Source organism: Pseudoxanthomonas sp. GM95 (assembly GCF_900109775.1).
Classification (GTDB): Bacteria; Pseudomonadota; Gammaproteobacteria; order Xanthomonadales; family Xanthomonadaceae; genus Pseudoxanthomonas_A.
Genome location: NZ_FOAX01000002.1, coordinates 857,349 through 883,053, shown reverse-complemented (window position 1 = coordinate 883,053; position 25,705 = coordinate 857,349). Strand labels below are relative to the sequence as shown.

Sequence of the window (25,705 nt, the reverse complement as noted above, 5' to 3'; positions counted from 1 at the left end):
GTGGTCAGGGATTGGACGGATTACCAGCAGTTGGCCGCAGTGTCGCCCGTGGAGGTCTTGGCGCTGGCCTGGTTGATGGTCAGGCTGGTGCAGCTGTCCTTGACCTGGGCATTGACCGCGGTGGCCGTGATCGTGAAGGTTGCCCCCGCAGCTGTCGGCACCACGTTGTAACGCTTGGTGCTCGCGGTGGCCTCACGCGGCGAAACCGACACCGGTAGCGTGAATCCGGTGTAGGTGTTGTTCGCGGTGTGGAAGCGCTCGGCCATCTGCGCGTACTCCACCAGATCCGCTTTTGCCTGCCCGCGATAGGTGCGCAGCACATAGCGCTGGTAGGACGGATAAGCGATCGCCGCGAGGATGGCCACGACCGCGACCACGATCATCAACTCAATCAGGGTAAAACCACTCACTTTCTGTTGTTTCGACATTTCAGATTCCAGTTACTTCAACTGACGCCAGGACTGGCGGCCGCACGGCACGCTGTTGTAGAGACCAGTCGCGATGCCGTTGGCGACCCCCGCCACGGTGCACTGACCCGTCTCGGTGGTGTTGGCCTCATTACGCAGCCAACCGAGCGACAGCATCGGTGCAGTTGAGCCTGCGAGCGTGCTATTCGTCGACGTCGACACCCGTCCACACGCACCCTGACAAACCGCCTTGCCCGTGCTGTCGGTCAGGCCAGACAAGGCACCCGCTCCATTGAGCGCACCCAGCCCGTAGAGCCAGTTCTCACCACCACCACCACAATCTGTCCCCACTGTCGGCACGTACGTGGCGAAATACACCACCCCGCTAAGGAGGTAAGGCGTGCCGATGAAGCGCTCTCCCTGGGCATTGCCATCCAGCTTGAGATCCAGATACCAGCCTCGGCTGGTTGCGTAGTTGACTGTCGTGCTGCTGACGCTCTCGGACTCATATTCGCTACCCGACGTCGAGGTCGACCCTCCGATCGTCTGACTAACCAATGCGGATCTGCCGGAGATCACGCTACTTAGATTGTCCTGCACCGCATAAAGGCTCTGGACAGTGCTATCAGACGCATCACCGGTGACGAAATAGCGCCCCGTTCCAAAATAGACCATCACACCGCCTGCACCACTGACGGCGGTCTTGAGCAAAAGGTGACCGGTAATCGCCTGCTCCTTGTTGTCGCTATTGATGGCCTGGAACAGCGGCTTACCACTGAAGGCTACGCTCCAGCTCGACGCAGTCGCAGAACTGATATCGAACTTCCACAGATTTCCGCGCAAGTCGCCTGCATAGACTGTGTCGGCAAGGCCCTGGCTGTTATTGAGCGCCGCCACTGCCACATTCACGATGCCGTTCTTGCCTTGGTATGCAGCGCCGGTCGGCGATAGCCGGCTCAGCACTTGCCCGGTGCCTACATCGACGACGTAGAGGACCGGGTTGCCGTTTACCGAATTGGCGCCATTACCGAAGATCGCGACGAAGCGCACACCGGTCGCGGTCTTGACGGGCACGACGGTGGCCGAGCCCAGCACCTGGCCGAGGTTGGCATCGTTCTGTGCGGACAATTCCCACAGCACGCTGCTGGAAGTCACAGTCGACGGATCGGTGACATCCAGTGCAAACACCGAACCCTGCGGCAAGGTGCCTGCGTTGGTTTCGCTGGCACCACCCGCACCGGTCGAGCCGATCGCGACGGTGTGCCAGGCACTGCTGTAGTACGCATCGCCCACCACGACCGGGCCATCGACGTAGTAGCGATGCTGGAACCCGCTTGTGCTCTTGGTCGTACTGACGACAGGGTTGGCCAATTCACCCAGATGCTGGAAGGCGCTGTAGGGCACGAAACCGAACAACTCGTTGCCGCCATTGGTCCCGGTGGTGGCATTAAATCCATGCAGCATGCCGTCGTTGGCTCCGACGTAGACCGCCGGAATCCGTGTGGACTTGCTGGTCATGAACGTCTTGTAGGACGTGCCGTAGGTCGCATAGGTTCCGCTCGACCACGTACTCGAATAGCCGTAGTCGTCCGTCGGCAGCGACACCACTGGGCTGGAATTAACGATGTCGCCCAGAAGTGACGAGCGCGTGCGGAAGGCTGTGTTCGGTGCGCCTTTGAGGTAATCCAGCAATGTATTGACCACAGTACTGCCGAGCCAGTCGATCGTGTCCTGATCGTTGATGTTCAGGCCCAGCGAAGCCATACGTGTCTTGCGATTCGAGCCATCGACACTGCCACGTTCAAGATCGCCGGCATCGACCGCCTGGGTCACTTCGCCAGAGGTGTTGATTTGGGTGGGCGTGGCCACGGTGAAAATGTTGCGCTTGGCGTAGCCCATCGCATTGAGCTTAGTCGCTGCCGACCAGAGCTGTAGCCCGGTCGAAAGCGAGGTCGCTACTACGTCGCCAGTCCAGTCGTTGTTGCTGCCTGCGGAGAATGAGGAGTACACACCAAAGGTATTGCTGTTGATGCTGCTGCTGGATGCGCTACCGCCCACCGCGACGGCATCGTTGGCCGCCGAATCGAAGATCTGCTGCAGACGCGACTTGAGCGCCGCCGGGTTGCGGGCCAGGAAGTAGCCGTCCGGCGTGCCGGACTTATTGCTGTCCCACTCGCCTGAATCGGGTTTGCCGTTGCCGTTCTTGTCGGTGAAGTTGCCGTACTTGGCGGCGTACCACAGCGGGTTCTCAAGCTGACCCGTACTACTGGTCCCTGCCGTGAAGCGATAAACCACAGGCGCACCCCAACCCGTTGGCTGGCCGGAGGTGGTATTCAGCGTTGAGCCGTTGTTGTTGCCGACGCGCAACAGGTCACGCTTGGTGCCGTCGCTGTTGGTGCCGGTCGCGTTGAAGCCAAACAGCAATGCGTTGCCTGCATAGGCCGACAGCACTTCGACGCGCACCATCACTTCATTACTGGTCCCGCCGAACGAATTACATGCAGTCTGGGACGCAGATGACGTCGCGCGCCAGCAAATATTGTTGCCACTGCTGTAATCGCCACTACCAGAGACCGAACAAGCAGTCCCCACGCAGAAGCTCAGCATCGTCACGCCGTCGTTGTCGTGATCGTTACCCCATAGCGAGTCTTCCCAGATCATCTTGTAGCTACCCGAGACCAGGTTCCCATTGCTGTCGTACTGCAAGTTGCGACCGTAGCTGTAATAGGGATACACGGTCGAGGCCGTCTTACCGACCGCGACATTACCGATCGAGCAGGTTCTCCATCCCGAGCTGCCTGCGGTAGCACCGCCATCGTTATTCGACTGGCACAGCGGAGAAAGCGTGATCGTCTTGCCACCCACCGGGATCTGGAAACTGGGCAGGCTTTCCGCCATCTGGACAGCATAGGTCTTCACGACGTTCTTGTACTTCGCTGACTTACCCTGGGTAGAGACCAGGTCAGGCCGCAGATCTGTCGTCGCGGCCGCGGCGGCAAGGCCTGCGACGCGATAACTGCCCTCGGTGGAAGCCGAGTCCGGGCAAATGCCCAGCACCTTGCCCAGGCTGTCAACAGTCTGCGATGCGCAGTAATCCGCATACGTCGCCGCCGTGCTGCTCTTGGACAACGTATTGGTGATGCGGCCGGCAAAGTAGCTTCCGCCGGTGATGCCTTCGTTATCGCCTACTGTTTTGGTGGCGGTGTCTGCGGAAATACTGGTGGACCCGCCTTTGGGTGTCACCGTCGGGATATCGTCACTATCGAACGACGGCACGCCCGAGGACATCACCAGGATGCTGCAGCTTGAGCAATACGAGTAGCCCAGGCCCGTGCTGGTCCCTGTCGACGAACCATAGGGATCACGCCAGGTGATGTTGCCCGGGAGGTTGCGGGCGGCATCGCTGGTGGTCGACGTATTGAAAGCACTGGTCTTGCTGCCGCCAGCGATGTACTTCAGCGCTTCGGCATACATCTCGGCGATCGGATTTCCCCACGCGCTGCACGCATAGCTGCCGCCGCTGTTGGGGTCCTTCAGGTAGCCATAGCCCGCCGAGTCCTGGCGATTGAGGATGCTGTAGGTACTGCAATCGGTCCAGTTGTTGCCCTTCCAGCCGGTCGGACTGGCGCTCGTCCCGTAGGTCAGCGTGAAGCGATCGACCGTGCTGACGATGCCCTCTGCCGTCGAGCCGCTGACCAGGTAGCAGAAACGCCCATCGGCAGTGTTGACTTCGTCGCCCGTCGAGCAGGTGGTCGTGCTGTTGCCGGCGAAACGGCCGATGTTGCGCCGGAGCACGCCACCCGCGCGCGGTTGGTCGTAGGTACCACTGACCAAGCCAAAGCGCAATTTTCCGCTTTCGCCATACTGCTGCAGCAAACCGGCTGGGCGATAATACGTGTTGGTGCCGTCGTTGTAGCTCCGACAGAACGACTCACGCAGGCTTTCGGACGTATTTCCGCACACGTCCACGCGCACCGTGAGGTCAGAGACCTGGGAGGACGACGGTGCATTGGTCACACCGGTGTTGCACTGCGTGTAATCCACCGATGCCCACTCGGTATAGCTGCCTGATGCCACGCGCATCAATGGTGCACCGGTTGGGCTCAACGAGGTATTGCAGAAGGAGGTCGTCGTCGAATACGGAGTGTACTTGCCGATGTCGCTCCCCGAATAAACCTTGACCCAGGCATGAAGATCGCTGGGGATGTAGGCACGCTCCAGGATCGTCTGGTAGGCGCCGCTGCTTCCCACCGTATCGGTGGAACGCTTGCCGCCGTACAAAACAAAACGCAGCAGGTCCAGGCGACTCATCGTCACCCAGTTGAGAAAATTCCCGGACCAGTTGCCTGCGCACTGGTGCAGGTTGGTCCCGCTCGCTGCGGCCGCCGCCTTGAAAACCGAGTTGGTGATCCCGTAGCAAAGATTCGGATCGAAATAGCCCGAGTAATCAAAACTGTCGGTATATGTCGTATCGATCTTACCGTCGTCGCCGTCCTCCCCCTGCTGCAAATTGGTGTAATCCGAGTACGCGCGATTGAACAGCTGCTCGTCGCGCGACATCACCAGCATCATCAACGGCGGCTCGCTGTCGCCGAGATACATCGGACTCTGCGACATCGAAAAGTCGCTGGTGGACGCAAGCAGTGGTGCGAACACGGCGCCCAGCAGCGCCACGGCAGAAAGGCCGCGCAGGACAAGCTTGTTTACCTGGAATTTCAGCTTGGAGAACGTCATGGGATATAGACCGTCTGCACAACCGCGGTGGCGGTCGGACTGGATTTATCGTCGGGTGCGAGCGAAGTGACTTCGTAGGCACTACCGACCGAGCTGGCGTCGACCGTGGCGCCCAGATTGCTGGACGTGCCGGTCGTGGCATCGCAGATCAGACGCCGGACATACACCGTCTGGGTGGAACCGATCGTACGGGCCCACGCGAGCGCATCGAAGGCGCACGCAGTGCTATCCACGGACACCGACGAGGCTGCGGCTTTGATCGCCTTCTCCCGCTCACGCACGTAGCCTTCCGCATTCTGGAAAGCCACGTCGGACTGCCGATAGTTGGAGGCCATCTTTTCCTGCATGGACGCCACCTGCATGCCGCTGATGCCCAGCAGCGCCAGCAGCAACAACATGATCAGCGCCACATAGAGCACTGCGCCGGATTGGTGGGGGCGTGGCGAGCGCGAACGACGCTTTTCAGTTGCCATACAGGCGGTTCCGCAAGGTCACGGTGGATTGGTAAACGGTGCGCGCACGGCCGTCGTTCGGCGCAGTGAAAGTCACACCCTGTGCGGTCAGTCCCGCAGTCTGCGTGTTGCTCGAGTCGACCTGGGTGGCCGAGGCCACCTCGGGGCTGGCCATGACCAGGCCGATCTGCACCGTGATCACGCGACGCCAAGCCGCCTCCGAACTACTCATCGAGGTGTCGATCTGATCGGCCGTGACCAGTTGGGTCACCGAACCGCCCGGCGTGCTGCTGGTAGGCGAGTCCTGGCCATACAGCAGCTGCATGCTTTCCACGCCTTCGACCAGCTCTTCGGTCAACGCGGTAATCCCGCCATCGGGCGCAGCCGTAAAGCGAGCCCGATAGAGCGAGGGTCGACTGTCGCTATTGAGACCGACGTAATAGACCTCGCTCTCAGCGCGATACAGCTCAGCGCCCTGCGGAAACTGGAAATTGATGGCAGATAGGCCGGCATTGAGGGTTGTGGCGGCCACGGTCACGCTGGTAGCAGACGCCGTCTTGGCCTGGAACACAATTGCGTTATCGCAGGTCGTGATGCCGAACAAACCGGGTGTGGTAATGCCGCCTTTGAACAGCGACCAGTCTGTCGTGCTCGGCGAAATCGTGAAGTTAGGCGTGCCGCTGTTAACCGCCGTCGTGATGGGCAGCCCCTGCCCTTCCAGGTAGCGCAACACCAAGATGTCACTACCGGACACCCGATTGGTCAGTGCGTTGGAAATCCGGGCTGGCAGACCCGATGCGTTTGAGTAAGCGCCACCGACGGTAGGCGTCGAGGCCAACGTGATCGCGCCTTTAGGCGCCGTGCCGCTGGCTTCATAGCCTCGGATGGCATAGTTGAATTGCAGGGCTGCATCATCAGTTGCGCCGAAGGTGGTGCGCGAAGTCAGCAACGACGTACCGTCGCGCGTCAGGATCTGATCGCTGCTGCAGCCCATGTGACCAGCCATGCGCAGATCGCGCGACAGGTAATCCATCGCAAAACGGCCACCTTCCTGCAGGCGTGCAGTGCCCTTGGCGAGGCGATAAGCATTACTCGATGCCGAGAACACCTGGATCACACCCAGCATCAGAATCAGGCCAATCAGCAGCGCAATCATCAGCTCGATGAGCGACATGCCACTCTGCGCCTGCATGCGCGAATGATGGGGCCCGTTCACAGCTGCGTACTCGTACTGAATATCTGGTTGCCCAGCGAATTGACGTTCCAGCGATCGTCATTCCAGCTGATCGACACCGTGATCGATGTTCCAACCTGAGTCACCGTGGCGGTCGCGCCGTCGCCCAACGCACGTCCCAGCTGGCATTGCCAGAACGTCTTGAAAGTACTTGCAGAAACAGCACCCGTCGTTGGGACACAGCCCGCTGCAGCATTGGAGCCGGTATACGTGGTGACGTAAGACGCCACGGCCGTTCGATCTGCACGCACCTGATCCAGCAGCGTGTCCGCAAGCTGCGTCGCCTTGGTCCGGTAGTTGGCGCTCTCGGTGAAGCGCACATTCATGACCTGCAGCATGGCAAAGCCGAGCAAGCCCACGGCCAGCACCAGCAGCGCGATCAGCACTTCGAGCAACGTAAAGCCCGACTGCATCGCGTGAGGCGAAAAAGAGCGTTGGAGACGGCTCATGAGCAAGCCCCCTGGGTGACCTTGACCGAGCCGGTCGCTGCGATCGCGATGGTCCGCTTCAGGCCCGTGGCGCCGATCGTGCACTTGGCCACCTGCAGGCTCAGACTCTGGTCGGTGCTCGATGCCCGGCGCCCGCGCGAGTCGAAACCGACGACCGCACCGCTGGTCGCACTCAGGGTCAGATTCGAATCAGCCGCTTGGAACCGCACCACGGTTTCACCGGAGCTCAGCGCGCCATCGCCATTGGTGTCGTCCCAGACCAGCCAGCCGCCGCTCCAGCTGGCCGAGCAGCTGCTGCCATCGCTACTCGGGCACAGGCCGGAGGCCTGCACGGTGCGGATCGCTTCGGAACGTGCCAGCGCCAAGCCGGCGACCAGCGAGTTGGTCTGCGTCGTCAGCCGGCTCTGCTGGATCACCGACTTGAAACTCGGCAGTGCGATGGTGGTCAAGATCGCCAGTACCAGCACAACCACCATCAACTCAATCAAGGTAAAGCCTGAACCATCCTTGCCCAGGCGTGTCGTGGACCGAATCGGTCCGCGGCGCGTCTTGCCACACATGTGAATCACTGCCCCTGTAGAACGTAGTGCCATCGCCCCGGTCCCCGCACGCCGCGTGCCAACCGCGTCAAAAGCACGGCTGCAGGGCGAATCTGGCCGGCAAGCTAATGGGGCTCTTCGGCGGGACGATGTCGAGAACCGACATTACATGTCCATGTTTGCTGCTTTGCAACAATTTTTGACCTTCACGCCAATTAGGCCCGATAACCGGTCCTCAGCCGCGCCCGGACGGTCAATCGCCCCACGTCAGGGGAAGCGCGCGATAGAATCGCCATTCACACTTTCGATCGCCGCCATGACCCGCCACCTCCCCGCACGCACCGGCCAGCGCGCCGTCATCCTGGTCCTGCTGGCTGCCCTGATGGTCGCCACGCGCTCGCATCTGCCGGCGCTGCTGACCCACCTGGGGCCGATTCCAGATGCGTCGTGGGCCGTGTTTTTCATTGCCGGGTTCTACCTGCGCGGCTGGTCGCGCTGGGCGTTCCCGCTGTTCATGTCACTGGCCGTGGGCGTGGACTACGCGGTAATCACCGGCCAAGGCATTGATTTCTGGGCGCATTACTGCGTGTCAGCCGCCTATTGGTGCTTGGTGCCGGCGTACTTGGCTCTGTGGGCCGGCGGCAGCCTGACCGCGCGTTTCTCCCAGGAGCTGTCGGACAACAAGACCCTGGCCGTGGCTGCGGTCGCGCTGGTGGTGTCGGTGGCGCTGTGCCACCTGGTTAGCCAGGGCAGCTTCTACTGGACCAGCGACAGCGTGCCGCAGCCGGCCACGTTGGCGGGCTGGTGGAAGAACTACAGCGACTGGTTTCTGCCATTCCTGCGCAGCACCGCGATCTATGTGGGTCTGGGCGTGATCGTCCATGTAGCGGTCCAGCAGGTCGTCCGCCTGGCCCGTCCGCAGGACCGGACCGCGGGCTGAGGCCGGCGGCGGGACGCGCATGGGCCATCGCCTGTCCCGGATCTATACGCGTACCGGCGATGACGGCAGCACCGGGCTGGGCGACGGCAGCCGCACCGGCAAGGATTCGGCCCGGGTCAACGCGTATGGCACGGTAGATGAAGCCAATTCGGCGATCGGCGTCGTGCTGGCGGTGCCGTCGGTGGCCCAGGACATCCGCGAGCTGCTGACCACCGTGCAGCACCAGCTGTTCGATCTCGGCGGGGAACTGTGCATTCCCGGCCACGCGGCGATTACCGCGCAGGACGTGGCCGCGCTGGAACGCCAGCTGGACCATTACAACGATCCGCTGCCGCCGCTGAAGGACTTCATCCTCCCGGCCGGCGGCGAGGCGGCCGCCCGCTGCCACCTGGCCCGTACCATCGTGCGCCGGGCCGAGCGCGAAACCGTCGCCCTGGCCCGCTTGGAAACCGTCCGGGCCGAGCCGATCCATTACCTCAACCGGCTCTCGGACCTGTTGTTTGTCCTGGCCCGGGTGCTGGCCCGCGCCGAAGGCGCTGGCGAGGTGCTGTGGAACCACCAGCGCCGGCACGCCGCGCCATGATCATCTTCACCCACCCCGCCTGCCTGGCCCACGACCCCGGCCCGGAGCACCCAGAGCGCCCGGCGCGGCTGGAAGTGGTGCTGGAAGCCCTGCGCCGCGACCACGGCGACCTGGATTGGCGGGAAGCCCCGACCGCCAAGCTCGGCGATTTGCGCCGGGTCCACAGCCAGGCCCACGTCGATGCGGTGATGGAACAGGACTTCGCCGGCTACCGGATGCTCGACCCGGATACGGTGATGTGCCCGGACTCGCGCGCCGCGGCCCTGCGCGCGGCCGGTGCGGCCGTGGCGGCGGTGGATGCGGTGATGGACGGCCAGGACCCGATTGCCTTCTGCGCGGTGCGCCCGCCCGGCCACCACGCCACCGGCGAGGCCGCGATGGGCTTCTGCCTGCTCAACAACATCGCTGTCGGCGCGGCCCATGCCTGCGACAAGCACAGGCTGGAACGCGTGGCGGTGGTGGATTTCGACGTCCACCACGGCAACGGCACCCAGGCGATCTTCTTCCAGGATCCGCGCGTGGCCTACTTCAGCAGCCACGAATCGGGCCTGTTCCCCTACACCGGCGCGCCGTCAGAGCGCGGCGCCGGCAATGTCATGAACGCCCTGCTGCCGCCGGGCAGCGGCAGCTTCAACTTCCGCAATCTGTGGGAAGACCAGATGCTGCCGGCCATCGAGGCCTTTCGCCCGCAGCTGCTGATGATCTCGGCGGGGTTCGATGCGCACATGCGCGACCCGCTGGCCGACATCATGCTCGAAACCGAAGACTTCGCCTGGCTGACCCGGCGCCTGCGCCAGATCGCCACCTCCCACGCCAGCGGCCGGATCGTGTCGCTCCTGGAGGGCGGCTACGACCTGGAAGCCCTGCGCGAATGCAGCGCTGCGCACGTGGCCGAGCTGCGCTGAACCGGGCCGCGCCGGCATCCGGATGAACCCGAGCCGGCCGTTGCCGCAGCGTCTTCATTGCCCCCTGCACAGCGATACGGCAAGCTAACGACCGTTTTTCGCCTGGACTCCCCAACGCGTGCGTCGAGCCCTCCGCCTGCTGCCCATTCCGTTCAGTATCGCCCTGGCCCTGCCGGCCCTGGCCGCGAACGAAAAACCCGTCAGCTACGCGCTGTGCCCCGTCGAGGACCCGATTCCCGCCTTCGACGGTGCGCCGGCCGCCGTAGCGCCAAAGGATCAGGCCGCCCAGCGCGCCCAGAGCCAGCAACTGCCCACCGATGTCAGCGGCGACACGTTCACCGGCAACAACATCGATGCCACCGGCGCCTACCAGGGCAACGTGCGTCTGATTCGGGGCGACCAGTTCCTCAATGCCGACAATCTCTTCCTGGATCAGGATGAAGGCACCTATACCGCCGACGGCAACGTGCGCTACCAGGATTCCGGCATCCGTGTCCTGGCCAAGCGCGCCAGCGGCAACCAGAACCAGGACACCCACAACATCCAGGACGTGCAGTACCAGCTGATGGCCCGTCGCGGCAACGGCATCGCCGACAGCATCCACATGACCGGTCCGGAAGGCGCCCTCCTCGGCTCGACCTACACGACCTGCGATCCGGAAGACCCGGCCTGGCAGCGCTGGTACCTGCGCGCCAAGGAAATCGACGTCAATACAGACGAAGGCTTCGCCACGGCGCATCACGCCACGATCCGCATCGGCCAGGTGCCGATCTTGTATGCGCCGTGGTTCAAGTTCCCGATCGACGACCGTCGCCAGACCGGCCTGCTGTATCCGCGCATCGGCCTGTCGGGCAAGAACGGCTTCGACTACGAGCAGCCGATCTACCTCAACTTGGCGCCGAACTACGATTCGACCCTGTATCCGCGCTACATGAGCAACCGCGGCATCGTGCTGGGCGGCGAGTTCCGCTACCTGTACCACGGCGGTGAAGGCGTACTCGATGGTGGCTGGATGCCCAGCGACGATCTGGTTCGCCGCCGCGCCGAGGACTACGCCAGCGGCGAGGAGCAGGACACCTACGGCGATCCGTTGCAGGACAAGAACCGCGGTTTCCTTCGTTTCCGAGGCAAACACAACCTCAGCAGCACTTGGCAGGCGCGCGCAAACTACACTTGGCTCAGCGACACGCGTTATCTGGAAGACAACGGCCGCAACACTGGCACAGGCGATAGCAACGGCAGCGGCCTCGCCGCCTCGATCCTGACCAACACCGTCGGCATCTACGGCCGATCGCGCTACTGGAGCGCCGGCGCCGAGGCACAGAGTTACGAGCTTTCCGACTACACGATTGCCGAGAGCTCGGTGCCCTACAGTGCAATGCCACGCCTGTACTTCAAGTACGAGCGCCCGGTGCTCGACTGGCTCAACGTTGGTTTCAACAGCGAGGCCGCACGGTTTGAACAGAGCGAAAAGGACGGCGGCAGCCGCCTGGACCTGAAGCCTTACGTCTCCATCCCGTTACGTGGCCCGTCCTGGTTCGTCGAACCGGGCTTGGCCTATCGCTATACCGCCTATTCGCTGGACAAGGGCTTGGCCGATTCGCTCGGCGGCGATCGCAGCCCGACCCGCTCCACGCCGATCGCCACGCTGGACGCCGGTCTGTACTTCGACCGCGACACGGTCTGGAACGACACGCCGTACCTGCAGACCCTGGAACCACGCCTGTACTACCTCAACGTGCCCTATCGCGACCAAAGCGGCCTGCCGCTGTTCGATACGCGCGCGATGACCTTCAGTTACGGCCAGCTGTTCCGCGACAACCGCTATTCCGGCGCCGATCGCCAGACGGACGCCAACCAGATGACATTGGCGCTGACCAGCCGCAGCATCCGCCAGACTGATGGCTTGGAGAAGTTCAACGTCAGCCTGGGCCAGATCCTGTATTTCGAGGATTCGAAGGTCGTGATCCCGGGCCAGGACACGATCCAGCAGGGCAAATCCGCCTGGGTGGTCGATTCCAACTACATGCCGACCGATCGCTGGACCCTGGGCGGCTCCTACCAGTACGACGCCAAGAACAGCCGCGCCGACCTGATCAGCTTCCGCTCACGCTATCTGATCGGCGGCGACGGCGTGATCAACCTGTCCTATCGCTATCGCCGCGACGTGCTCAAGCAGGCGGACTTCTCGTTCCTGTACCCGATCAACCAGGTCTGGAGCGTCGTCGGTCGCTACTACTACTCCTTCCAGGACAAGAAGACCCTGGAAGCGATCGCCGGCGTGCAGTGGGACAGCTGCTGCCTGGCCGTGCGCCTGGTCGGCCGCCATTACGTGCGCAATCGCGAAGGCGACCAGGACAACCAGATCCAGGTCGAATTTGTCCTGAAGGGTCTTGCCTCGCTGGGCCAGAACACCGACAAAAACCTGCGCCGTAGTATCCTCGGCTATTACCGAGACGACCTCTATCTGGTTCCTCCCAGTGTCACCGCGCCAAGCGTGAACGACACTGATGACACCAGCTCCGATCCGTTCTGAAGACTTCCATGACCATTCGATCCTGCTTCGTTGCCAGCCTGCTGGCCGCTTCCACCATTGCCGCCCCGCTGTACGCGCAGAACGCCCAGCCGCTGGACGGCATCGCCGCGGTGGTCAACGAGGACGTGGTCCTGCAGAGCGAGCTGGACCGCGCCGTGGCCAACGTCAACGCCCAGTACGCCAGCAACCCCGGCCAGCTGCCGCCGCCGGACGTGCTGCGCCGCCAGGTACTCGAACGCCTGGTGCTGGTGAAGCTGCAGGTCGGCCGCGCCCAGGAAAACGGCATCCGCGTCACCGACGAGGAAGTCAACAGCGCCGTGGCCAGCGTGGCCCAGCAGAACAACACCACCGTCCAGGGCCTGCAGCAGCGCCTGGCGACCGAGGGCCTGTCTTTCGACGAATTCCGCAGCTCGCTGCGCGATGAAATCACCGTCCAGCGCCTGCGCCAGAGCTACGGCCAGAGCCGCATCCGCGTCAGCGAGGCCGAGGTCGATGCCGCGCTCAAGGCCCAGGCCAGCACCGGCGTGCAGTACCACCTGGCGCACATCCTGGTGGGCCTGCCCGAAGGCGCCACCGCCGACCAGATCGCCACCGCGCAGAAGAAGGTCGAAGGCGTGAAGGGCCTGCTGGACCGCAACGAGATGGACTTCGCTGCTGCAGCCGTGCGTTATTCGGACAGCCCCAACGCGCTGGAAGGCGGCGACTTGGGCTGGCGCAGCGCCGATGAAATCCCGGTGGCCTTCGTCGACACCCTCAAAGGCATGCAGTCCGGCCAGGTGGTTGGCCCGATCCGCGGCCCGTCCGGCTTCCAGCTGCTCAAGCTGGTCGAGACCCGCGACGCCGCACAGGCCCCGACCCAGACCGCGACCGAGTTCCACGCCCGCCACATCCTGGTCCGCGTGACCGAGGTGCAGGACGCCAACGCCGCCAAGGCCAAGATCGACACCCTGCGCGCCCGCGTCGCCGGTGGCGCCGACTTCGCCACCGTGGCCAAGGAAGCCTCCGAGGACGCCAACACCAAGAATGACGGCGGCGAGCTGGGCTGGTTCACCGCCGACCAGTTCGGCCCGGACTTCGGCCAGCGCCTGACCGCGCTGCAGGACGGCCAGGTCAGCGAGCCCTTCCGCACCGAGGCCGGCTGGCACATCGTCCAGCGCGAAGGCACCCGCCAGACCGACGTGACCGACCAGAACCGCCGCGCCCAGGTCCGTGACACCATCGGCCGTCGCAAGCTGGAAGACGAGTACAACCGCTACCTGCTCGAACTGCGTGGCGAGGCGTACGTGAGCTTCCGCACCGGCAACAGCGCCATCGACAGCGCCACGCCGGACACGATGATGAGCGCCCCGGGCGCCGCCGAAGAAGCCGCCAAGGCCGGCAACAAGCGTCGCGACAGCAGCGAGCCCGCGCCGGGTTCGGCTGCGACCAACGACCGCCTGTAAGCCCAGCCATGGCGCCCGTCCTCGCCCTGGTCCCTGGCGAACCGGCGGGGATCGGGCCAGAGCTCTGCGTCCGCCTGGTGCAGACGCTGCGTGAGGATTGCCGCCTGGTCGCCTTCGGAGATCCGGACACGCTGCAGGCCGCCGCCGATGCGCTCGGCCTGCCGCTGCAGCTGCTCGATGCCGATGCGATCACCACTGCACCTGGCGATCTGCCGCTCATCCCGGTGCCCAACGCGGTGCGTGCGCAGTTCGGCATCACCGATCCGCGCAACGCCGCGGCGGTGGTCGGCGCGCTGACCCAGGCGGCCGATGGCTGCATCGCCGGCCGCTTCGCCGGCGTGGTCACCGGTCCGGTGCACAAGGCCGTGATCAACGATGGCGGCATCCCCTACACCGGCACCACCGAACTGCTGGCCCAGCATGCCGGCCGCGAGGTGGTGATGATGCTGGCCAACGAGCACGTCCGCGTGGCGCTGGTCACCACCCACCTGCCGCTGCGCGCCGTGCCCGACGCGATCACCGAACACGCCCTGCGCCACGCCGTCACCACCACCGCCACGGCGCTCCAGCGCGACTTCGGCATCGCCCTCCCACGCATCTGCGTGCTCGGCCTCAACCCGCACGCCGGCGAAGACGGCCACATGGGGCGCGAAGAGCTGGATCTGATCATCCCGGTGATGGACGCGCTGCGCGCCGAGGGCCACACCCTGATCGGCCCGCTGCCGGCCGATACCGCCTTCCTGCCGACCAAGCTGGCCAACTTCGACGCGGTGCTGGCGATGTACCACGACCAGGGCCTGCCGGTGCTCAAGTACAGCGGTTTCGAGCAGGCCGTGAACCTGACCCTGGGCCTGCCCTACCCGCGCGTGGCCGTCGACCACGGCACCGCGCTGCCGTTGGCCGGCAGGGGCATTGCCGATCCTTCCAGCCTGTTCGCCGCCGTGCGGACGTGCGCGCAAATGGCCGCCCATCGCCGCGCACCGTAGACTTCACCCCATGAATTCCCCTGATTCCACCGGCAAGCCCGGCTTCGTCCTGCCCGCCAAGAAGGCGCTGGGCCAGCACTTCCTGCACGAACGCCACTACATCGACAACATCGTGCTGGCGGTGAACCCCAAACCCGGCGACACGCTGGTGGAAATCGGCCCTGGCCAGGGCGCGATCACCTTCCCGCTGCTGCGCAAGCACGGCTCGCTGACCGCGATCGAATTCGACCGCGACCTGATCGCGCCGCTGACCGAGGCGGCCAAGGGCGTGGGCGACCTGACGATCATCCACCGCGACGTGCTGTCGGTGGATTTCACCGACCTGGCCGCCGGCGGCAAGCTGCGCCTGGTAGGCAACCTGCCCTACAACCTGTCCTCGCCGATCCTGTTCCATGCACTGGATCACGCCGCGGCGATCACCGACATGCACTTCATGCTGCAGAAGGAGGTGGTCGACCGCATGGCCGCCGGCCCCGGCAGCAAGGTCTACGGCCGGCTGAGCGTGATGCTGCAGGCGTACTGCGACGTGACGCCGCTATTCGTGGTGCCGCCGGGCGCCTTCCGGCCGCCGCCAAAGGTCGATTCGGCCGTGGTGCGGATGGTGCCCAAGGCGCCGTCGCAGATCGCCGTGCGCGATCCCAAGCGCCTGGAAGCGGTGGTCCGCGCCGCGTTCGGCCAGCGCCGCAAGACCCTGCGCAACGCGCTGTCCAGCGTTTGCGATACCGACATGATCGAAGCGGCCGGCATTCGCCCGGAGTCGCGCGCCGAACAGATCGAGGTGGCCGATTTCATCGCCCTGGCGAACCTTCCCTACGGCGATGCGGTCGAACAGCCCTGAGCCTTTGAAATACACTGTCACCCATGAGCACCACCGATTACGCCATCGATGTCGATGTCGCCACGCGTTTCCTTGAGGAGCGCTCCGAGCCGGACAACGACCAGTACGTCTTCGCGTACACCATCGTGATCCGCAACCGCGGCAACAAGCCCGCGCGCCTGGTCGCGCGCCACTGGGTGATCACCGACGGCAACGGCAAGGTCGAAGAGGTCAACGGCGAAGGCGTCGTCGGCGAGCAGCCACGGCTGCGTCCAGGCGAGCAGTTCAAGTACACCTCCGGCGCGGTGCTGGAAACCGATCACGGCACCATGCGCGGCAGTTACGACATGGTCGCCGATGACGGCACCCACTTCGATGCACCGATCGCGCCGTTTGCGTTGTCCGTGCCGCGCACCCTGCACTGACCCATGGCGGTCTGGGCCATTGGCGACCTGCAGGGCTGTTACGACGCCACCGCACGGCTGCTGGAAAAACTGAAGTTCGACCCGGCGCGTGACCGCGTCTGGTTCTGCGGCGACCTGGTCAACCGCGGCGGCCAGTCGCTGGAAACCCTGCGCCTGGTCCACTCCCTGCGCGACTCCTGCGAAGTGGTGCTGGGGAATCATGACCTGTCGCTGCTGGCGATCGGTGCACGCACCGAGGCCGAACAGCGCAAGGTCAACCCGGACCTGGGCCGGATCGTGCAGGCACACGATCGCGACACGCTGCTGGAATGGCTGCGCCATCGCGAACTGGTGCACGTGGATCGCGACCTCGGCTGGATGATGCTGCACGCCGGCCTGGCCCCGCGCTGGACCTGCACCCTGGCCGAAAGCTATGCGCGCGAGGTGGAAACCCAACTGCGCGGCCCGCATTTCGCCAAGCTCATGCGTAGCATGTACGGCGACAAGCCCAACTGGTCCACCGGCCTCAACGGCCCGGACCGCTGGCGCGCGATCATCAACGTGCTCACGCGCATGCGCTACTGCACGCCGCGCGGCCGCATCGCGATGGAAGAAAAAGGCACGCCGGGCACCCAGCAGCAGGGCATCTACCCGTGGTTCGACGTACCGGGCCGCGAAATGCGCGAGCTCAAGATCGTCTGTGGCCACTGGTCCACGCTGGGCCTGATGATCGGCCACGGCGTGCATGCGATCGATACCGGTGCGGTGTGGGGCGGCAAGCTCACCGCGCTCCAGCTCGATACCGATGAGCTGCGGCTGGTGCAGGTCCCGGGCCGCGATGCCGAGGCGATCGCCGCCTCGCAGACCCAGCGCCGCGCCTGATCAACGCCTGCGGGCGTAATCCACGAAGTCGAATGCGACCGCGTGTTTCGCATCGGCCGGGTGCGTTTCGCGTGCGGCCACCTGCCACGCATCCGCGTTGAAGCGCGGGAAGAACGCATCCGCATCGGCAACTTCGATGTCGACGTGGGTCAGATGCAGCACGTCGGCCTGCGCCAGCAGCAGCGCATAGATCTCACCGCCGCCGATCACGCACAGTTCGTCGGCGCCCTGCGCCTCGGCCTGCTGCCGTGCGTCGTCGAGGGACGACACCGCGACCATGCCCTCGAACGGCACCACGCCGCTGCGGGTCAGCACCAGGTTCAAACGGCCCGGCAGCGCGCGGCCCAGCGATTGCGCGGTCTTGCGTCCCATCAGCACAGGCTTGCCCAGGGTCAGTGCCTTGAAGCGCTTGAGGTCATCGGGCAGCCGCCACGGCAGGTCGTTGTCGCGGCCGATGGCGAAGTTGCGGTCCAGCGCCGCGATCAGCGAAAGCCGCACCGATCAGACCGCCACCGGCGCCTTGATCGCCGGCGCGGGGTCGTAGCCGTGAATCTCGATGTCGTCGAAGGTGAAGCCGAACAGGTCGGTCACATCAGGATTGAGATGCAGCCTGGGCAGCGCGCGCGGCGTGCGTGAGAGCTGCTCGCGGGCCTGTTCGAAGTGGTTCGAATACAGGTGCGCATCGCCCAGCGTATGCACGAAATCGCCCACGCCCAAACCGGTCGCCTGCGCGACCATATGGGTCAGCAGCGCGTAGCTGGCGATGTTGAACGGCACGCCCAGGAAGATGTCGCCGCTGCGCTGGTAGAGCTGGCAGCTGAGCTTGCCGTCCACCACGTAGAACTGGAACAGGCTGTGGCACGGCATCAGCGCCATCTGCGGCAGCTCGGCCACGTTCCAGGCGCTGATCACCAGCCGGCGCGAATCCGGGTTGCGCTTGATCTCGTCCACCAGCCACTGCATCTGGTCGATGGTCTGGCCGTTGGCGCCTTCCCAGCTGCGCCACTGCTTGCCGTAGACCGGGCCGAGTTCGCCGTGTTCGTCGGCCCACTCATCCCAGATGCTGACCTTGTTGTCCTTGAGATAGGCGATGTTGGTCTCGCCCTTCAGGAACCACAGCAGCTCATGGATGATCGAGCGCAGGTGCAGCTTCTTGGTCGTGACCAGCGGGAAGCCTTCATTCAAATCGAAGCGCATCTGCCAGCCGAACACGCTGCGCGTGCCGGTGCCGGTGCGGTCGGATTTCTCGGCGCCGTGGTCCAGCACGTGCTGCAGCAACTCCAGGTACTGGCGCATCAGTGGGCTCCGGCAGGCGTGGTGGCGGCCGGCGGCACCGGCTGCAAAGTAGGCGCGCGGCGCGAGCGCCACAGCAGGAACAGGCCCAAGGCGATCAGCGGCAGGCTCAGCACCTGGCCCATCGTCACCCAGCCAAAGGCGAGGTAGCCCAGCTGCGCGTCAGGCACGCGCACCAGTTCGACCAGGAAACGCGACAGGCCGTAGAGCAGCGCGAACAGGCCCGAGACGGCGTAGCGCGCGCGCGGCTTCATCGAGAACACCCACAGCGCCAGGAACATCACCACGCCCTCCAGCAGCGCTTCGTACAGCTGCGAGGGATGGCGCGCGTACTGGTTCAGCGCGCCAGCGGCGTACTGCGCCTGCAGCTGCGCCTGGTCCAGGTGCAGGCTGCTCACGGCCGAGTCGGTGCTGGGGAAGATCACGCCCCAGTTGCTGCCGGTGAACTTGCCCCACAGCTCGCCGTTGACGAAGTTGGCCAGCCGGCCCAGGCCCAGCCCGGTCGGCACCAGCGGCGCCAGGAAATCCATCGTGTCGAAAAAGTGCAGGCGGTGCTTGCGCGACCACAGCCACGCGGCGAACAGCACGCCCAGCAGGCCGCCGTGGAAGCTCATGCCGCCTTCCCACACCTTGAACACCTTCAGCGGGCTGTCCAGGTACACCGGCAGGTCGTAGAACAGGATGTAGCCCAGGCGTCCGCCCAGGACCACGCCCAGCATCGCGTAGAAGGCCAGGTCGGAGAAATGCTCCAGGTTCACGCCCGGCAGGCGCCCGGCCAGGATCCGGCTGCGGCCCAGGAACCAGGCGGCGAAGAAGGACAGCGCGTAGGCGATGCCGTACCAGTGCACATCGACCGGGCCGATCGAGAAGGCGATGGGGTCGAACTGGTGCAGGAAGATCATGCGTCAAAACTTGCGGCGAAAGCAGCCGCCATTCTGCCGCACGCAGGCGCGCGCCGCATGATCGGCACCGCAACGCTGCGACGTGCCGGACGCCCGGCAGGCGCCGGAAACCTTACGGCGCCGAGCCCTCGCCCACCGCAGCCGCGGGCGAACGCAGGCGGAACAGGCGCAAGCCGGCCGCCTGCAGGGCGGCGCGGGCCTGGTCGGCCAGGTGGTCTTCGCCACCCAGCCAGGACTCGACCAGGGCGCGGTCGTGGCGGCAGGCCAGCAGCAGCTCGTGCGCCGGCACGGCCGGGCTGGCCTGGGCGACATCACGCAGGAAGGCCGCACGCAGCTTCAGCGAGCCGCGTAAGGCCAGCACCGTCTGCACCAGGATGAAGGCGCCCAGGCCCCAGGCCGCGTCGCCCACGCCATGCGCGGTGCTCAGCCAGGCGAAGGCCACGCAGGCCAGCGCGCGGGCCAGGGTGGCGCGGGTGTTCTCGCCGGGGAAGCTCCAGCGCTGGTGGCAGAGGTATTCGAACCAGGTCAGCACCAGCGCGAAGGCCGCCAGCGAATTGCAGCCGGCAGCGACCAGGGCGCTGGAGGCGGCAACGGCAATGGCCATTTCGCCGTTACGCGGGCGCAGCGCGTCGTCGTAGAGCTTGGGCAGGCGGGACAGCGTGTCTGCGATGGCGGGATGCATGGCGGAGAAATCCTGGCGCTGCGCGGAAGACGGCACCTGCCGGCGGGCGGTGCGAGGCTGGGCGCGGAAACCGCGCCTCGTCCCGTGTCTGCACGAACCGTGCCGACGAGCTTCGAGGACGCAACTCCGATCATGCCGCAGCGCGGCAACACCGTGAAGAGTGTGTGATGAAGACCACCTGTCCGTGGCCGTTCCTGGGATTGAAGTCACATCCCAGACGGCGCTTGCGCTGGGCTCAGCCCAAGATGTGGGGGAGATCCGGCAGTTCGTTCTCGCCGGCATCGCCGGGCGTGGCGGGAAACGCACGCGCCAGCAGTGCCGAGGCGGCGCGGACGCCGGCGATCACCGCCGCCTCAAACCGGCCCTCGCGCATGCCGGACTCGATCTGGGCGCAGACCGACTGCCATTCCTGGGGCAGGACCTGACCTTCCAGGCCACGATCGGCCACGATTTCGATCCGGTGGTCGGCCAGCAGCAGATAGATCAGCACACCGTTGTTGGCCGCCGTGTCCCAGGTCCGCAACCGGGCGAACGCCGCCTGCGCCGCCCGTCGCGCGTCCACACCCTGGCGCAGCGCGCCCAGCTCCAGGCCCGGCTCGACCGCGAACATCACCTCGCCGCTATGCAGCCGCTCGCCCTCGGCGATGGCCGCGGCGATGCGCTGCAGGCTCTCCGGCGGAAACAGCCGGTGTGCCGAGGGCGCGAACAGATGGCGGAACCAACGCATCACCAGCTCCCCGAGGCGCCACCGCCTCCCGAAGATCCACCGCCGCCGCCCCAGCCGCCACCTCCGCCGCCGAAGCCTCCGCCTCCACCGAATCCACCACCGCCCCAGCTGCCGCCGCCGAAACCGCCGCCGCCCCAGCCGCCAAACCCACCCGGGCCCGCAAAACGCCCGCCCGAGCCGCCGAACAGGCCCATCAGCAGACCGACGAAACCGGCCAGGCCGCCCACCAGCAGCAGCGAGGAAAACAGCCACGCCACCGCGCCGCCGGCGACACCGCCAAGCACGGCGCGGATCGGCTTGGGCAGGCCGCCCAGCACGCCTCGGGCGAAACTGGCGGCGAACAGGCCGGCGATCAGGCCGAAGATCCAGCCACCGCCCTGTCGGCGCTCGGGCGGGTGCGCGCTCTGCGGCGCGGGCAGCACTTCGCCGTCGACCAGCTTCACCAGTACCGCAGTGGCATCCACCAGGCCGCCGCCGTAATCGTTCTGGCGAAAGTGCGGCGCCATGTATTCCTGGATGACGCGGTTGGCCACCGCATCGGGGATCGCGCCTTCCAGGCCGTACCCCGGCTGGATGCGCACCCGGCGATCCTCCTTGGCCACCACGATCAGCACCGCGTCGTCCACGCCCTTGCGGCCCAGTTTCCACTGGTCGAACACGCGCTGGGTGTACTGCTCAATGGTCTCGGGCTGGGTGCTGGGCAGCATGAGGATCTGCAGCTGGGCGCCCTTGCGCTGCTGCAGGTCCAGCGCCTGCTGGCGCAGCTGCGCCGTCTGGCCGGCATCGAGCGTGCCGGTGGTGTCGATCACCGGCGCATCCAGCGCCGGGATCGCCACGTCCTGCGCCCACGCTGGCAGCGCCAACAGGCATAGCAGCAGCGCGCAGCGGCGCAGCAGGGGGCTCATCGCGGCGTAGCCGTCGCGCTTACTGCGCGGGAGTCGAAGCCGGCGGGGTCTGCGGCTGGGCCGGTGCCGACGGCGGCGGCTGGCTGAAATCCACGGTCGGCGCCTGCGAGATCTGCGCTTCGTTGGCGACAGAGAAGTTCGGCTTCTCCTTGGCACCGGTGACCTTGGCGGTCAGCGCCTGCGGTAGCTGGCTGATGTAGGTGTTGTAGTCCTGCACCGACTGGATGTAGCGGCCGCGGGCGACGGTGATGCGGTTTTCGGTGCCTTCCAGCTGGGCCTGCAGATCGCGGAAGTTCTGGTCGGACTTCAGGGTCGGATAGTTCTCGCTGACCACCAGCAGGCGGCTCAGCGCGCTGCCCAGCTCGCCCTGCGCCTGCGAGAACTGCTGCAGCGAGGCGGCGTCATCGGCGTTGACCTGGACCTGGCCGACCTTGGCCCGCGCATTGGTGACCTCGGTCAGCACCTGGCGCTCCTGCTGGGCGTAGCCCTGCACGGTGCGGACCAGGTTCGGGATCAGGTCGGAACGACGCTGGTACTGGTTGAGGACCTCGGACCAGCCGGCCTTCACCGCCTGATCCTTCTGCTGGATGGTGTTGTAGCCGCAGCCGGCTAGCAGGGCGAAGGCCGCAAGCAACAACGACGAACGGATGAGGTTGCGCATGGCGTGCAGTCTCCTAAAACCGGTGCGTGGAAGTAGAACGGCCGCCCGAAGGCGGCCGCGGGTTGCGCGCACTATGAACAGGCGTGCATTAAGACGCCGTTGCAGTCCTCAGAACTCGCCGGCGCCCTTGACTTGGTGCTGTACGGCGCCGCGGCGCATGAACAGATTGAGCGCTTCGACCAGCGCCGAGAAGCCCATCGCGAAGTACACGTAGGCCTTGGGCACGTGGACATCCAGGCCATCAAGCACCAGCACCACGCCGACCAGCACGATGAAGGCCAGCGCCAGCATCTTGACCGTCGGGTTGGCATCAATGAAGCGGCCCAGCGGGTTGGCGGCCAGCAGCATCACCGCGACCGACAGCAGGATCGCCGCGACCATGATCGGGATGTCCTTGGCGAAACCCACCGCCGTGATCACCGAATCCAGCGAGAACACGATGTCGATGATCGCGATCTGCAGGATCACCAGGCCGAACACCGAGGACACCTTGGTCGTGGTGGGATCCTCATCCTCGCCGCCGGTGACTAGCTCCTTGATCTCCATGATGCCCTTCACCACCAGGAACACACCGCCCACGATCAGGATCAGGTCGCGGATGGAGATGCCCATGCCGGCCACGGTGAACAGGTCGTTGCTCATCCGCGACAGGTAGGCCAGCGACACCAGCAGCGCGATGCGCGTCAGGCAGGCCATCGCGATACCCAGCTTGCGCGCGCCGGCACGGCGCGACTCGGGCAGGCGACTGACCGCGATGGAGATGAACACCAAGTTGTCGATGCCGAGCACGATCTCCAGCGTGCTCAGGGTGAGCAGCGTCAGCCAGGCGTTGGGATCGGTAAGCAGTTCAAGAAGCATGTGGGAGGAAAGTCCTAGAGCGAAGGGGAAAACAGGAAGAGGTACAGCCGCGGCCACAGGATCAATCCCCAGCAGCACAGCACGTTGAGCATCATCATCAGCACCGCGGCCGAGCCCATGTCCTTGGCGCGCCCGGCCAGTTCGTGGAATTCCGGGCCGTAGCGCTCGATCACGGCCTCCACGGCCGAGTTCAGCAGCTCCACGCCCAGCACCAGCAGCAGCGAGCCCACCAGCAGCGCGCGCTGCACGCCATCGGCGCCCAGCCACAGGCCAATCGGCGCCAGGACCACGAACAGCACCACCTCCAGGCGGAAGGAGGATTCATGCATCCATGCCGCGCACAGCCCCTGCCAGGACCACTTGGCGGCCTTCAGCAGGCGCGCCGGCCCACGCGGCGCATGACCGTAGGTATCGGCCATGTCAGTGCCCGGACGCGTACAGCGCCGCCGGCAGGCAGACCGGGAAAACGGAGAAATCGAGGGACATGGGCATGCGGATCAAGCAGATGAGGCGTGATTTTGCCACACACCGCCATCGACGCCGCCTTGCCCCTCGCGCCGCAGGCTGGTTCACTGACCGCCGCAATCGAAACTGGGAGGTGTGGAATGCGACTGGAAATCCGTCGTCTGTTGGTCGCCACGATGTTGACAGCCGGCCTCGCAAGCTGCGCGCAGGCGCCCGTCTCCGCGCCACCACCTCCTGCCGCCCAGGCACCGCCAGCCACGCCTGCACCCACACCGGAAGTGGCCAGTGGCGCGGTTTCGAACGCGCAATGGGCCAAGGACATGGACGATTTCGCCGCGCAGGATGCCGCGCACGCGCCGCCGCACCATGCGGTGTTGTTCATCGGCAGCTCGTCGATCCGCAAGTGGACTTCGCTGACGCAGGACTTTGCCGGCACTGCGGTGATCAACCGGGGCTTCGGCGGCTCGGAAGTGCGTGACAGCACCTACTACGCCGACCGGATCGTCGTGCCTTATCAGCCGCGCGAAGTGGTTTTCTACGCCGGCGACAACGACCTCAACAGCGGCCGCAGTGCGGAGCAGGTGGTGGATGACACCTTCGCCTTCATCACCCGGATCCGACGCGACCTGCCCGGTGTGCCGGTGGTCTACATCTCGATCAAGCCAAGTCCATCGCGCGCCGAACTCCTGCCGAAGATCAGGCAGGTCAATGCTCAAGTGGCGCAACGCGCGGCGCAGCTGAAGGACGTGCACTATGTGGACGTGTTCACGCCGATGCTGACCCGCGATGGAAAGCTGCGCCCCGAGTTGTTCGAAGCCGACATGCTGCACATGAAGCCGGAAGGCTATGCGCTGTGGACCAAGCTGCTGACGCCCTACGTCACCGCAAAGACGCCTTGATCCAGACGAGCTTCAATCCCTGAAAATCGCCGTCCCGCGGCTGCCGTCGCGGGCGATCCAGCCGCGGTACATGCCCGAAGTGTTGAAAGGCAGGGCGATGTTGCCCTGCGCGTCCACCGCGATCGCGCCACCGTCGCCGCCCAGCGCCGGCACGGCCTGCATCACCACCGCATCGGCTGCGGCCTCCAGCGTGGCGCTGCCATAGGCCATGCGCGCGGCGATGTCGTGGGCCACGGCACAGCGGATGAAGAATTCGCCCCAACCCGTGCCCGACACGGCCACGCGCTCATCGGCCCAGTTGCCGGCGCCGATCAACGGCGAATCGCCGACCCGCCCAAAGCGCTTGTTGGTCATGCCGCCCGTGGACGTCGCCGCGGCCAGATGGCCGTGCAGATCCAGCGCGACTGCGCCCACGGTGCCGAAGTAGGCGCCCTTCAGCGAAGCGGCCTGTTCGCGTTCGCGCAACTGTTCCTGGCGCAGCTGCGCGTGACGGGTCTCGGTATCGAACCAGTCGTTGTCCACGCGTTCGATGTCCTCGCGCGTATCGGCGAAGCGTTCGGCACCCTCACCCATCAGCAGGACGTGACTGGAATGTTCCATCACCGCGCGCGCCAGGACCACCGGATTGCGCACGGTGCGCGCGCCGGCCACCGCACCCGCGCGACGGGTGTGGCCTTCCATGACCGAGGCGTCCAGTTCATGGGCGCCATCAGCGGTATAGACCGCGCCCTTGCCGGCGTTGAAGCGCGGCGATTCTTCCAGCGCGACCACCGCCGTCTGCACCGCATCCAGCGCACTGCCGCCATTCGCCAGGACCTTTCCGCCCGCGTCGAGCGCGGCCTGCAAATCCGCATGGATCGCCGCGGCGTCTTCGGCCGAGAGCTGGTCGCGTTCGATCACGCCGGCGCCACCGTGGATGGCCAGGACAAAGGAAGCAACGGATTCAGGCATCGGGACACATCACAGGCGCGGCGAACAAGGCGCGCAGCATAACGAGTTCGTG

Annotated in this window: 26 protein-coding genes; 10 read left to right on the top strand and 16 right to left on the bottom strand. The window is 65.4% G+C overall.

The features are described 5' to 3' along the window. Positions 1-20: 20 nt before the first annotated feature. Genes BMZ17_RS11930 through BMZ17_RS11905 form a run of 6 tightly spaced genes read right to left on the bottom strand, consistent with a single transcriptional unit; the run spans position 21 to position 7,836 of the window. A complete protein-coding gene (locus BMZ17_RS11930; protein WP_093138788.1) occupies positions 21-428 on the bottom strand; it encodes a type IV pilin protein in 408 nt (135 codons plus the stop codon). A gap of 12 nt (positions 429-440) precedes the next feature. Then, a complete protein-coding gene (locus tag BMZ17_RS11925) occupies positions 441-5,141 on the bottom strand; it encodes a pilus assembly protein (protein WP_093138787.1) in 4,701 nt (1,566 codons plus the stop codon). Next, on the bottom strand, positions 5,138-5,614 hold the full coding sequence (locus BMZ17_RS11920) for a pilus assembly PilX family protein (protein ID WP_093138786.1): 477 nt from the start codon (positions 5,612-5,614) through the stop codon (positions 5,138-5,140). Before BMZ17_RS11920 ends, BMZ17_RS11925 begins: the two co-directional genes overlap by 4 nt. Next, positions 5,604-6,785 carry a PilW family protein gene (locus tag BMZ17_RS11915; protein WP_093138785.1) on the bottom strand — a complete coding sequence of 394 codons (1,182 nt, stop codon included), beginning with the start codon at positions 6,783-6,785 and terminating at the stop codon, positions 5,604-5,606. The genes BMZ17_RS11920 and BMZ17_RS11915 overlap by 11 nt, the downstream gene beginning before the upstream one ends. Positions 6,786-6,805: 20 nt before the next feature. Continuing rightward, entirely contained in the window at positions 6,806-7,276 is a 471-nt protein-coding gene (pilV, locus tag BMZ17_RS11910) for a type IV pilus modification protein PilV (protein ID WP_093138784.1), read from the bottom strand. After that, positions 7,273-7,836 (bottom strand): GspH/FimT family pseudopilin, encoded by a 564-nt coding sequence (locus tag BMZ17_RS11905; protein ID WP_093138783.1) that lies wholly within the window; start codon positions 7,834-7,836, stop codon positions 7,273-7,275. Before BMZ17_RS11905 ends, pilV begins: the two co-directional genes overlap by 4 nt. A 295-nt stretch (positions 7,837-8,131) precedes the next feature. Between BMZ17_RS11905 and BMZ17_RS11900 the strand changes: the two genes are divergently transcribed. The 9 genes from BMZ17_RS11900 to BMZ17_RS11860 all read left to right on the top strand — a co-directional run bounded on the left by BMZ17_RS11900 (position 8,132) and on the right by BMZ17_RS11860 (position 17,310). After that, complete coding sequence (locus BMZ17_RS11900; protein WP_093138782.1) at positions 8,132-8,755, top strand: hypothetical protein; 624 nt, start codon at positions 8,132-8,134, stop codon at positions 8,753-8,755. A gap of 19 nt (positions 8,756-8,774) precedes the next feature. Further along, a complete protein-coding gene (locus BMZ17_RS11895; RefSeq protein ID WP_093138781.1) occupies positions 8,775-9,338 on the top strand; it encodes a cob(I)yrinic acid a,c-diamide adenosyltransferase in 564 nt (187 codons plus the stop codon). Continuing rightward, positions 9,335-10,243: a histone deacetylase family protein gene (locus BMZ17_RS11890; protein ID WP_093138780.1), complete on the top strand. Its 909-nt coding sequence runs from the start codon at positions 9,335-9,337 to the stop codon at positions 10,241-10,243. Before BMZ17_RS11895 ends, BMZ17_RS11890 begins: the two co-directional genes overlap by 4 nt. A gap of 118 nt (positions 10,244-10,361) precedes the next feature. Further along, positions 10,362-12,779, top strand: coding sequence for an LPS assembly protein LptD (gene lptD, locus BMZ17_RS11885; protein WP_093138779.1), 2,418 nt, complete (start codon positions 10,362-10,364; stop codon positions 12,777-12,779). An 8-nt stretch (positions 12,780-12,787) separates the two neighbouring features. Continuing rightward, positions 12,788-14,221: a peptidylprolyl isomerase gene (locus tag BMZ17_RS11880; protein ID WP_093138778.1), complete on the top strand. Its 1,434-nt coding sequence runs from the start codon at positions 12,788-12,790 to the stop codon at positions 14,219-14,221. 8 nt (positions 14,222-14,229) lie between these two features. Continuing rightward, positions 14,230-15,207: a 4-hydroxythreonine-4-phosphate dehydrogenase PdxA gene (pdxA, locus tag BMZ17_RS11875; RefSeq protein WP_093138777.1), complete on the top strand. Its 978-nt coding sequence runs from the start codon at positions 14,230-14,232 to the stop codon at positions 15,205-15,207. 10 nt (positions 15,208-15,217) lie between these two features. After that, positions 15,218-16,045, top strand: coding sequence for a 16S rRNA (adenine(1518)-N(6)/adenine(1519)-N(6))-dimethyltransferase RsmA (gene rsmA, locus BMZ17_RS11870; protein WP_093138776.1), 828 nt, complete (start codon positions 15,218-15,220; stop codon positions 16,043-16,045). A gap of 23 nt (positions 16,046-16,068) precedes the next feature. After that, positions 16,069-16,449, top strand: coding sequence for a Co2+/Mg2+ efflux protein ApaG (gene apaG, locus BMZ17_RS11865; RefSeq protein WP_093138775.1), 381 nt, complete (start codon positions 16,069-16,071; stop codon positions 16,447-16,449). Between the two features lie 3 nt (positions 16,450-16,452). Beyond that, a complete protein-coding gene (locus BMZ17_RS11860) occupies positions 16,453-17,310 on the top strand; it encodes a symmetrical bis(5'-nucleosyl)-tetraphosphatase (protein ID WP_093138774.1) in 858 nt (285 codons plus the stop codon). On the opposite strand, the gene BMZ17_RS11855 is transcribed toward BMZ17_RS11860, so the two are convergent. The 9 genes from BMZ17_RS11855 to BMZ17_RS11815 form a co-directional block, all read right to left on the bottom strand. Further along, positions 17,311-17,808 (bottom strand): dihydrofolate reductase, encoded by a 498-nt coding sequence (locus BMZ17_RS11855; RefSeq protein ID WP_093138773.1) that lies wholly within the window; start codon positions 17,806-17,808, stop codon positions 17,311-17,313. It lies immediately after the preceding gene. Positions 17,809-17,811: 3 nt separating this feature from the next. Further along, the gene (locus BMZ17_RS11850; RefSeq protein ID WP_093139682.1) at positions 17,812-18,606 is read right to left on the bottom strand and encodes a thymidylate synthase; all 795 of its coding nucleotides are present in this window, start codon (positions 18,604-18,606) and stop codon (positions 17,812-17,814) included. Beyond that, on the bottom strand, positions 18,606-19,505 hold the full coding sequence (lgt, locus tag BMZ17_RS11845; RefSeq protein WP_093138772.1) for a prolipoprotein diacylglyceryl transferase: 900 nt from the start codon (positions 19,503-19,505) through the stop codon (positions 18,606-18,608). The genes BMZ17_RS11850 and lgt overlap by 1 nt, the downstream gene beginning before the upstream one ends. 112 nt (positions 19,506-19,617) lie before the next feature. Continuing rightward, positions 19,618-20,187 carry a hypothetical protein gene (locus BMZ17_RS11840; protein ID WP_139202904.1) on the bottom strand — a complete coding sequence of 190 codons (570 nt, stop codon included), beginning with the start codon at positions 20,185-20,187 and terminating at the stop codon, positions 19,618-19,620. 235 nt (positions 20,188-20,422) lie between these two features. Next, entirely contained in the window at positions 20,423-20,914 is a 492-nt protein-coding gene (locus BMZ17_RS11835) for a TPM domain-containing protein (protein WP_093138770.1), read from the bottom strand. Further along, the gene (locus BMZ17_RS11830) at positions 20,914-21,819 is read right to left on the bottom strand and encodes a TPM domain-containing protein (RefSeq protein ID WP_093138769.1); all 906 of its coding nucleotides are present in this window, start codon (positions 21,817-21,819) and stop codon (positions 20,914-20,916) included. Before BMZ17_RS11830 ends, BMZ17_RS11835 begins: the two co-directional genes overlap by 1 nt. Positions 21,820-21,838: 19 nt before the next feature. Then, positions 21,839-22,480, bottom strand: a complete 642-nt coding sequence (locus BMZ17_RS11825) for a LemA family protein (RefSeq protein WP_093138768.1) — start codon at positions 22,478-22,480, stop codon at positions 21,839-21,841. Between the two features lie 108 nt (positions 22,481-22,588). Beyond that, on the bottom strand, positions 22,589-23,338 hold the full coding sequence (locus BMZ17_RS11820) for a TerC family protein (protein WP_093138767.1): 750 nt from the start codon (positions 23,336-23,338) through the stop codon (positions 22,589-22,591). Positions 23,339-23,352: 14 nt separating this feature from the next. Continuing rightward, positions 23,353-23,757 carry a diacylglycerol kinase gene (locus tag BMZ17_RS11815; protein WP_093138766.1) on the bottom strand — a complete coding sequence of 135 codons (405 nt, stop codon included), beginning with the start codon at positions 23,755-23,757 and terminating at the stop codon, positions 23,353-23,355. A 366-nt stretch (positions 23,758-24,123) separates the two neighbouring features. On the opposite strand from BMZ17_RS11815, the gene BMZ17_RS11810 reads away from it, so the two are divergent. Next, positions 24,124-24,702 (top strand): SGNH/GDSL hydrolase family protein, encoded by a 579-nt coding sequence (locus BMZ17_RS11810; protein WP_254775325.1) that lies wholly within the window; start codon positions 24,124-24,126, stop codon positions 24,700-24,702. Between the two features lie 12 nt (positions 24,703-24,714). Here the strand turns inward: BMZ17_RS11810 and BMZ17_RS11805 are convergent, their stop codons facing one another. After that, positions 24,715-25,653, bottom strand: a complete 939-nt coding sequence (locus BMZ17_RS11805; RefSeq protein ID WP_093138765.1) for an isoaspartyl peptidase/L-asparaginase family protein — start codon at positions 25,651-25,653, stop codon at positions 24,715-24,717. Positions 25,654-25,705: the final 52 nt, after the last annotated feature.

Bases quoted from the DNA above. Each gene is read 5' to 3' on its own strand.
- BMZ17_RS11930 (WP_093138788.1), bottom strand. From the start codon at position 428: ATGTCGAAACAACAGAAAGTGAGTGGTTTTACCCTGATTGAGTTGATG.
- BMZ17_RS11925 (WP_093138787.1), bottom strand. From the start codon at position 5,141: ATGACGTTCTCCAAGCTGAAATTCCAGGTAAACAAGCTTGTCCTGCGC.
- BMZ17_RS11920 (WP_093138786.1), bottom strand. From the start codon at position 5,614: ATGGCAACTGAAAAGCGTCGTTCGCGCTCGCCACGCCCCCACCAATCC.
- BMZ17_RS11915 (WP_093138785.1), bottom strand. From the start codon at position 6,785: ATGCAGGCGCAGAGTGGCATGTCGCTCATCGAGCTGATGATTGCGCTG.
- pilV (WP_093138784.1), bottom strand. From the start codon at position 7,276: ATGAGCCGTCTCCAACGCTCTTTTTCGCCTCACGCGATGCAGTCGGGC.
- BMZ17_RS11905 (WP_093138783.1), bottom strand. From the start codon at position 7,836: ATGTGTGGCAAGACGCGCCGCGGACCGATTCGGTCCACGACACGCCTG.
- BMZ17_RS11900 (WP_093138782.1), top strand. From the start codon at position 8,132: ATGACCCGCCACCTCCCCGCACGCACCGGCCAGCGCGCCGTCATCCTG.
- BMZ17_RS11895 (WP_093138781.1), top strand. From the start codon at position 8,775: ATGGGCCATCGCCTGTCCCGGATCTATACGCGTACCGGCGATGACGGC.
- BMZ17_RS11890 (WP_093138780.1), top strand. From the start codon at position 9,335: ATGATCATCTTCACCCACCCCGCCTGCCTGGCCCACGACCCCGGCCCG.
- BMZ17_RS11880 (WP_093138778.1), top strand. From the start codon at position 12,788: ATGACCATTCGATCCTGCTTCGTTGCCAGCCTGCTGGCCGCTTCCACC.
- pdxA (WP_093138777.1), top strand. From the start codon at position 14,230: ATGGCGCCCGTCCTCGCCCTGGTCCCTGGCGAACCGGCGGGGATCGGG.
- rsmA (WP_093138776.1), top strand. From the start codon at position 15,218: ATGAATTCCCCTGATTCCACCGGCAAGCCCGGCTTCGTCCTGCCCGCC.
- apaG (WP_093138775.1), top strand. From the start codon at position 16,069: ATGAGCACCACCGATTACGCCATCGATGTCGATGTCGCCACGCGTTTC.
- BMZ17_RS11860 (WP_093138774.1), top strand. From the start codon at position 16,453: ATGGCGGTCTGGGCCATTGGCGACCTGCAGGGCTGTTACGACGCCACC.
- BMZ17_RS11850 (WP_093139682.1), bottom strand. From the start codon at position 18,606: ATGCGCCAGTACCTGGAGTTGCTGCAGCACGTGCTGGACCACGGCGCC.
- lgt (WP_093138772.1), bottom strand. From the start codon at position 19,505: ATGATCTTCCTGCACCAGTTCGACCCCATCGCCTTCTCGATCGGCCCG.
- BMZ17_RS11840 (WP_139202904.1), bottom strand. From the start codon at position 20,187: ATGCATCCCGCCATCGCAGACACGCTGTCCCGCCTGCCCAAGCTCTAC.
- BMZ17_RS11835 (WP_093138770.1), bottom strand. From the start codon at position 20,914: ATGCGTTGGTTCCGCCATCTGTTCGCGCCCTCGGCACACCGGCTGTTT.
- BMZ17_RS11830 (WP_093138769.1), bottom strand. From the start codon at position 21,819: ATGAGCCCCCTGCTGCGCCGCTGCGCGCTGCTGCTATGCCTGTTGGCG.
- BMZ17_RS11825 (WP_093138768.1), bottom strand. From the start codon at position 22,480: ATGCGCAACCTCATCCGTTCGTCGTTGTTGCTTGCGGCCTTCGCCCTG.
- BMZ17_RS11820 (WP_093138767.1), bottom strand. From the start codon at position 23,338: ATGCTTCTTGAACTGCTTACCGATCCCAACGCCTGGCTGACGCTGCTC.
- BMZ17_RS11815 (WP_093138766.1), bottom strand. From the start codon at position 23,757: ATGGCCGATACCTACGGTCATGCGCCGCGTGGGCCGGCGCGCCTGCTG.
- BMZ17_RS11810 (WP_254775325.1), top strand. From the start codon at position 24,124: ATGGACGATTTCGCCGCGCAGGATGCCGCGCACGCGCCGCCGCACCAT.
- BMZ17_RS11805 (WP_093138765.1), bottom strand. From the start codon at position 25,653: ATGCCTGAATCCGTTGCTTCCTTTGTCCTGGCCATCCACGGTGGCGCC.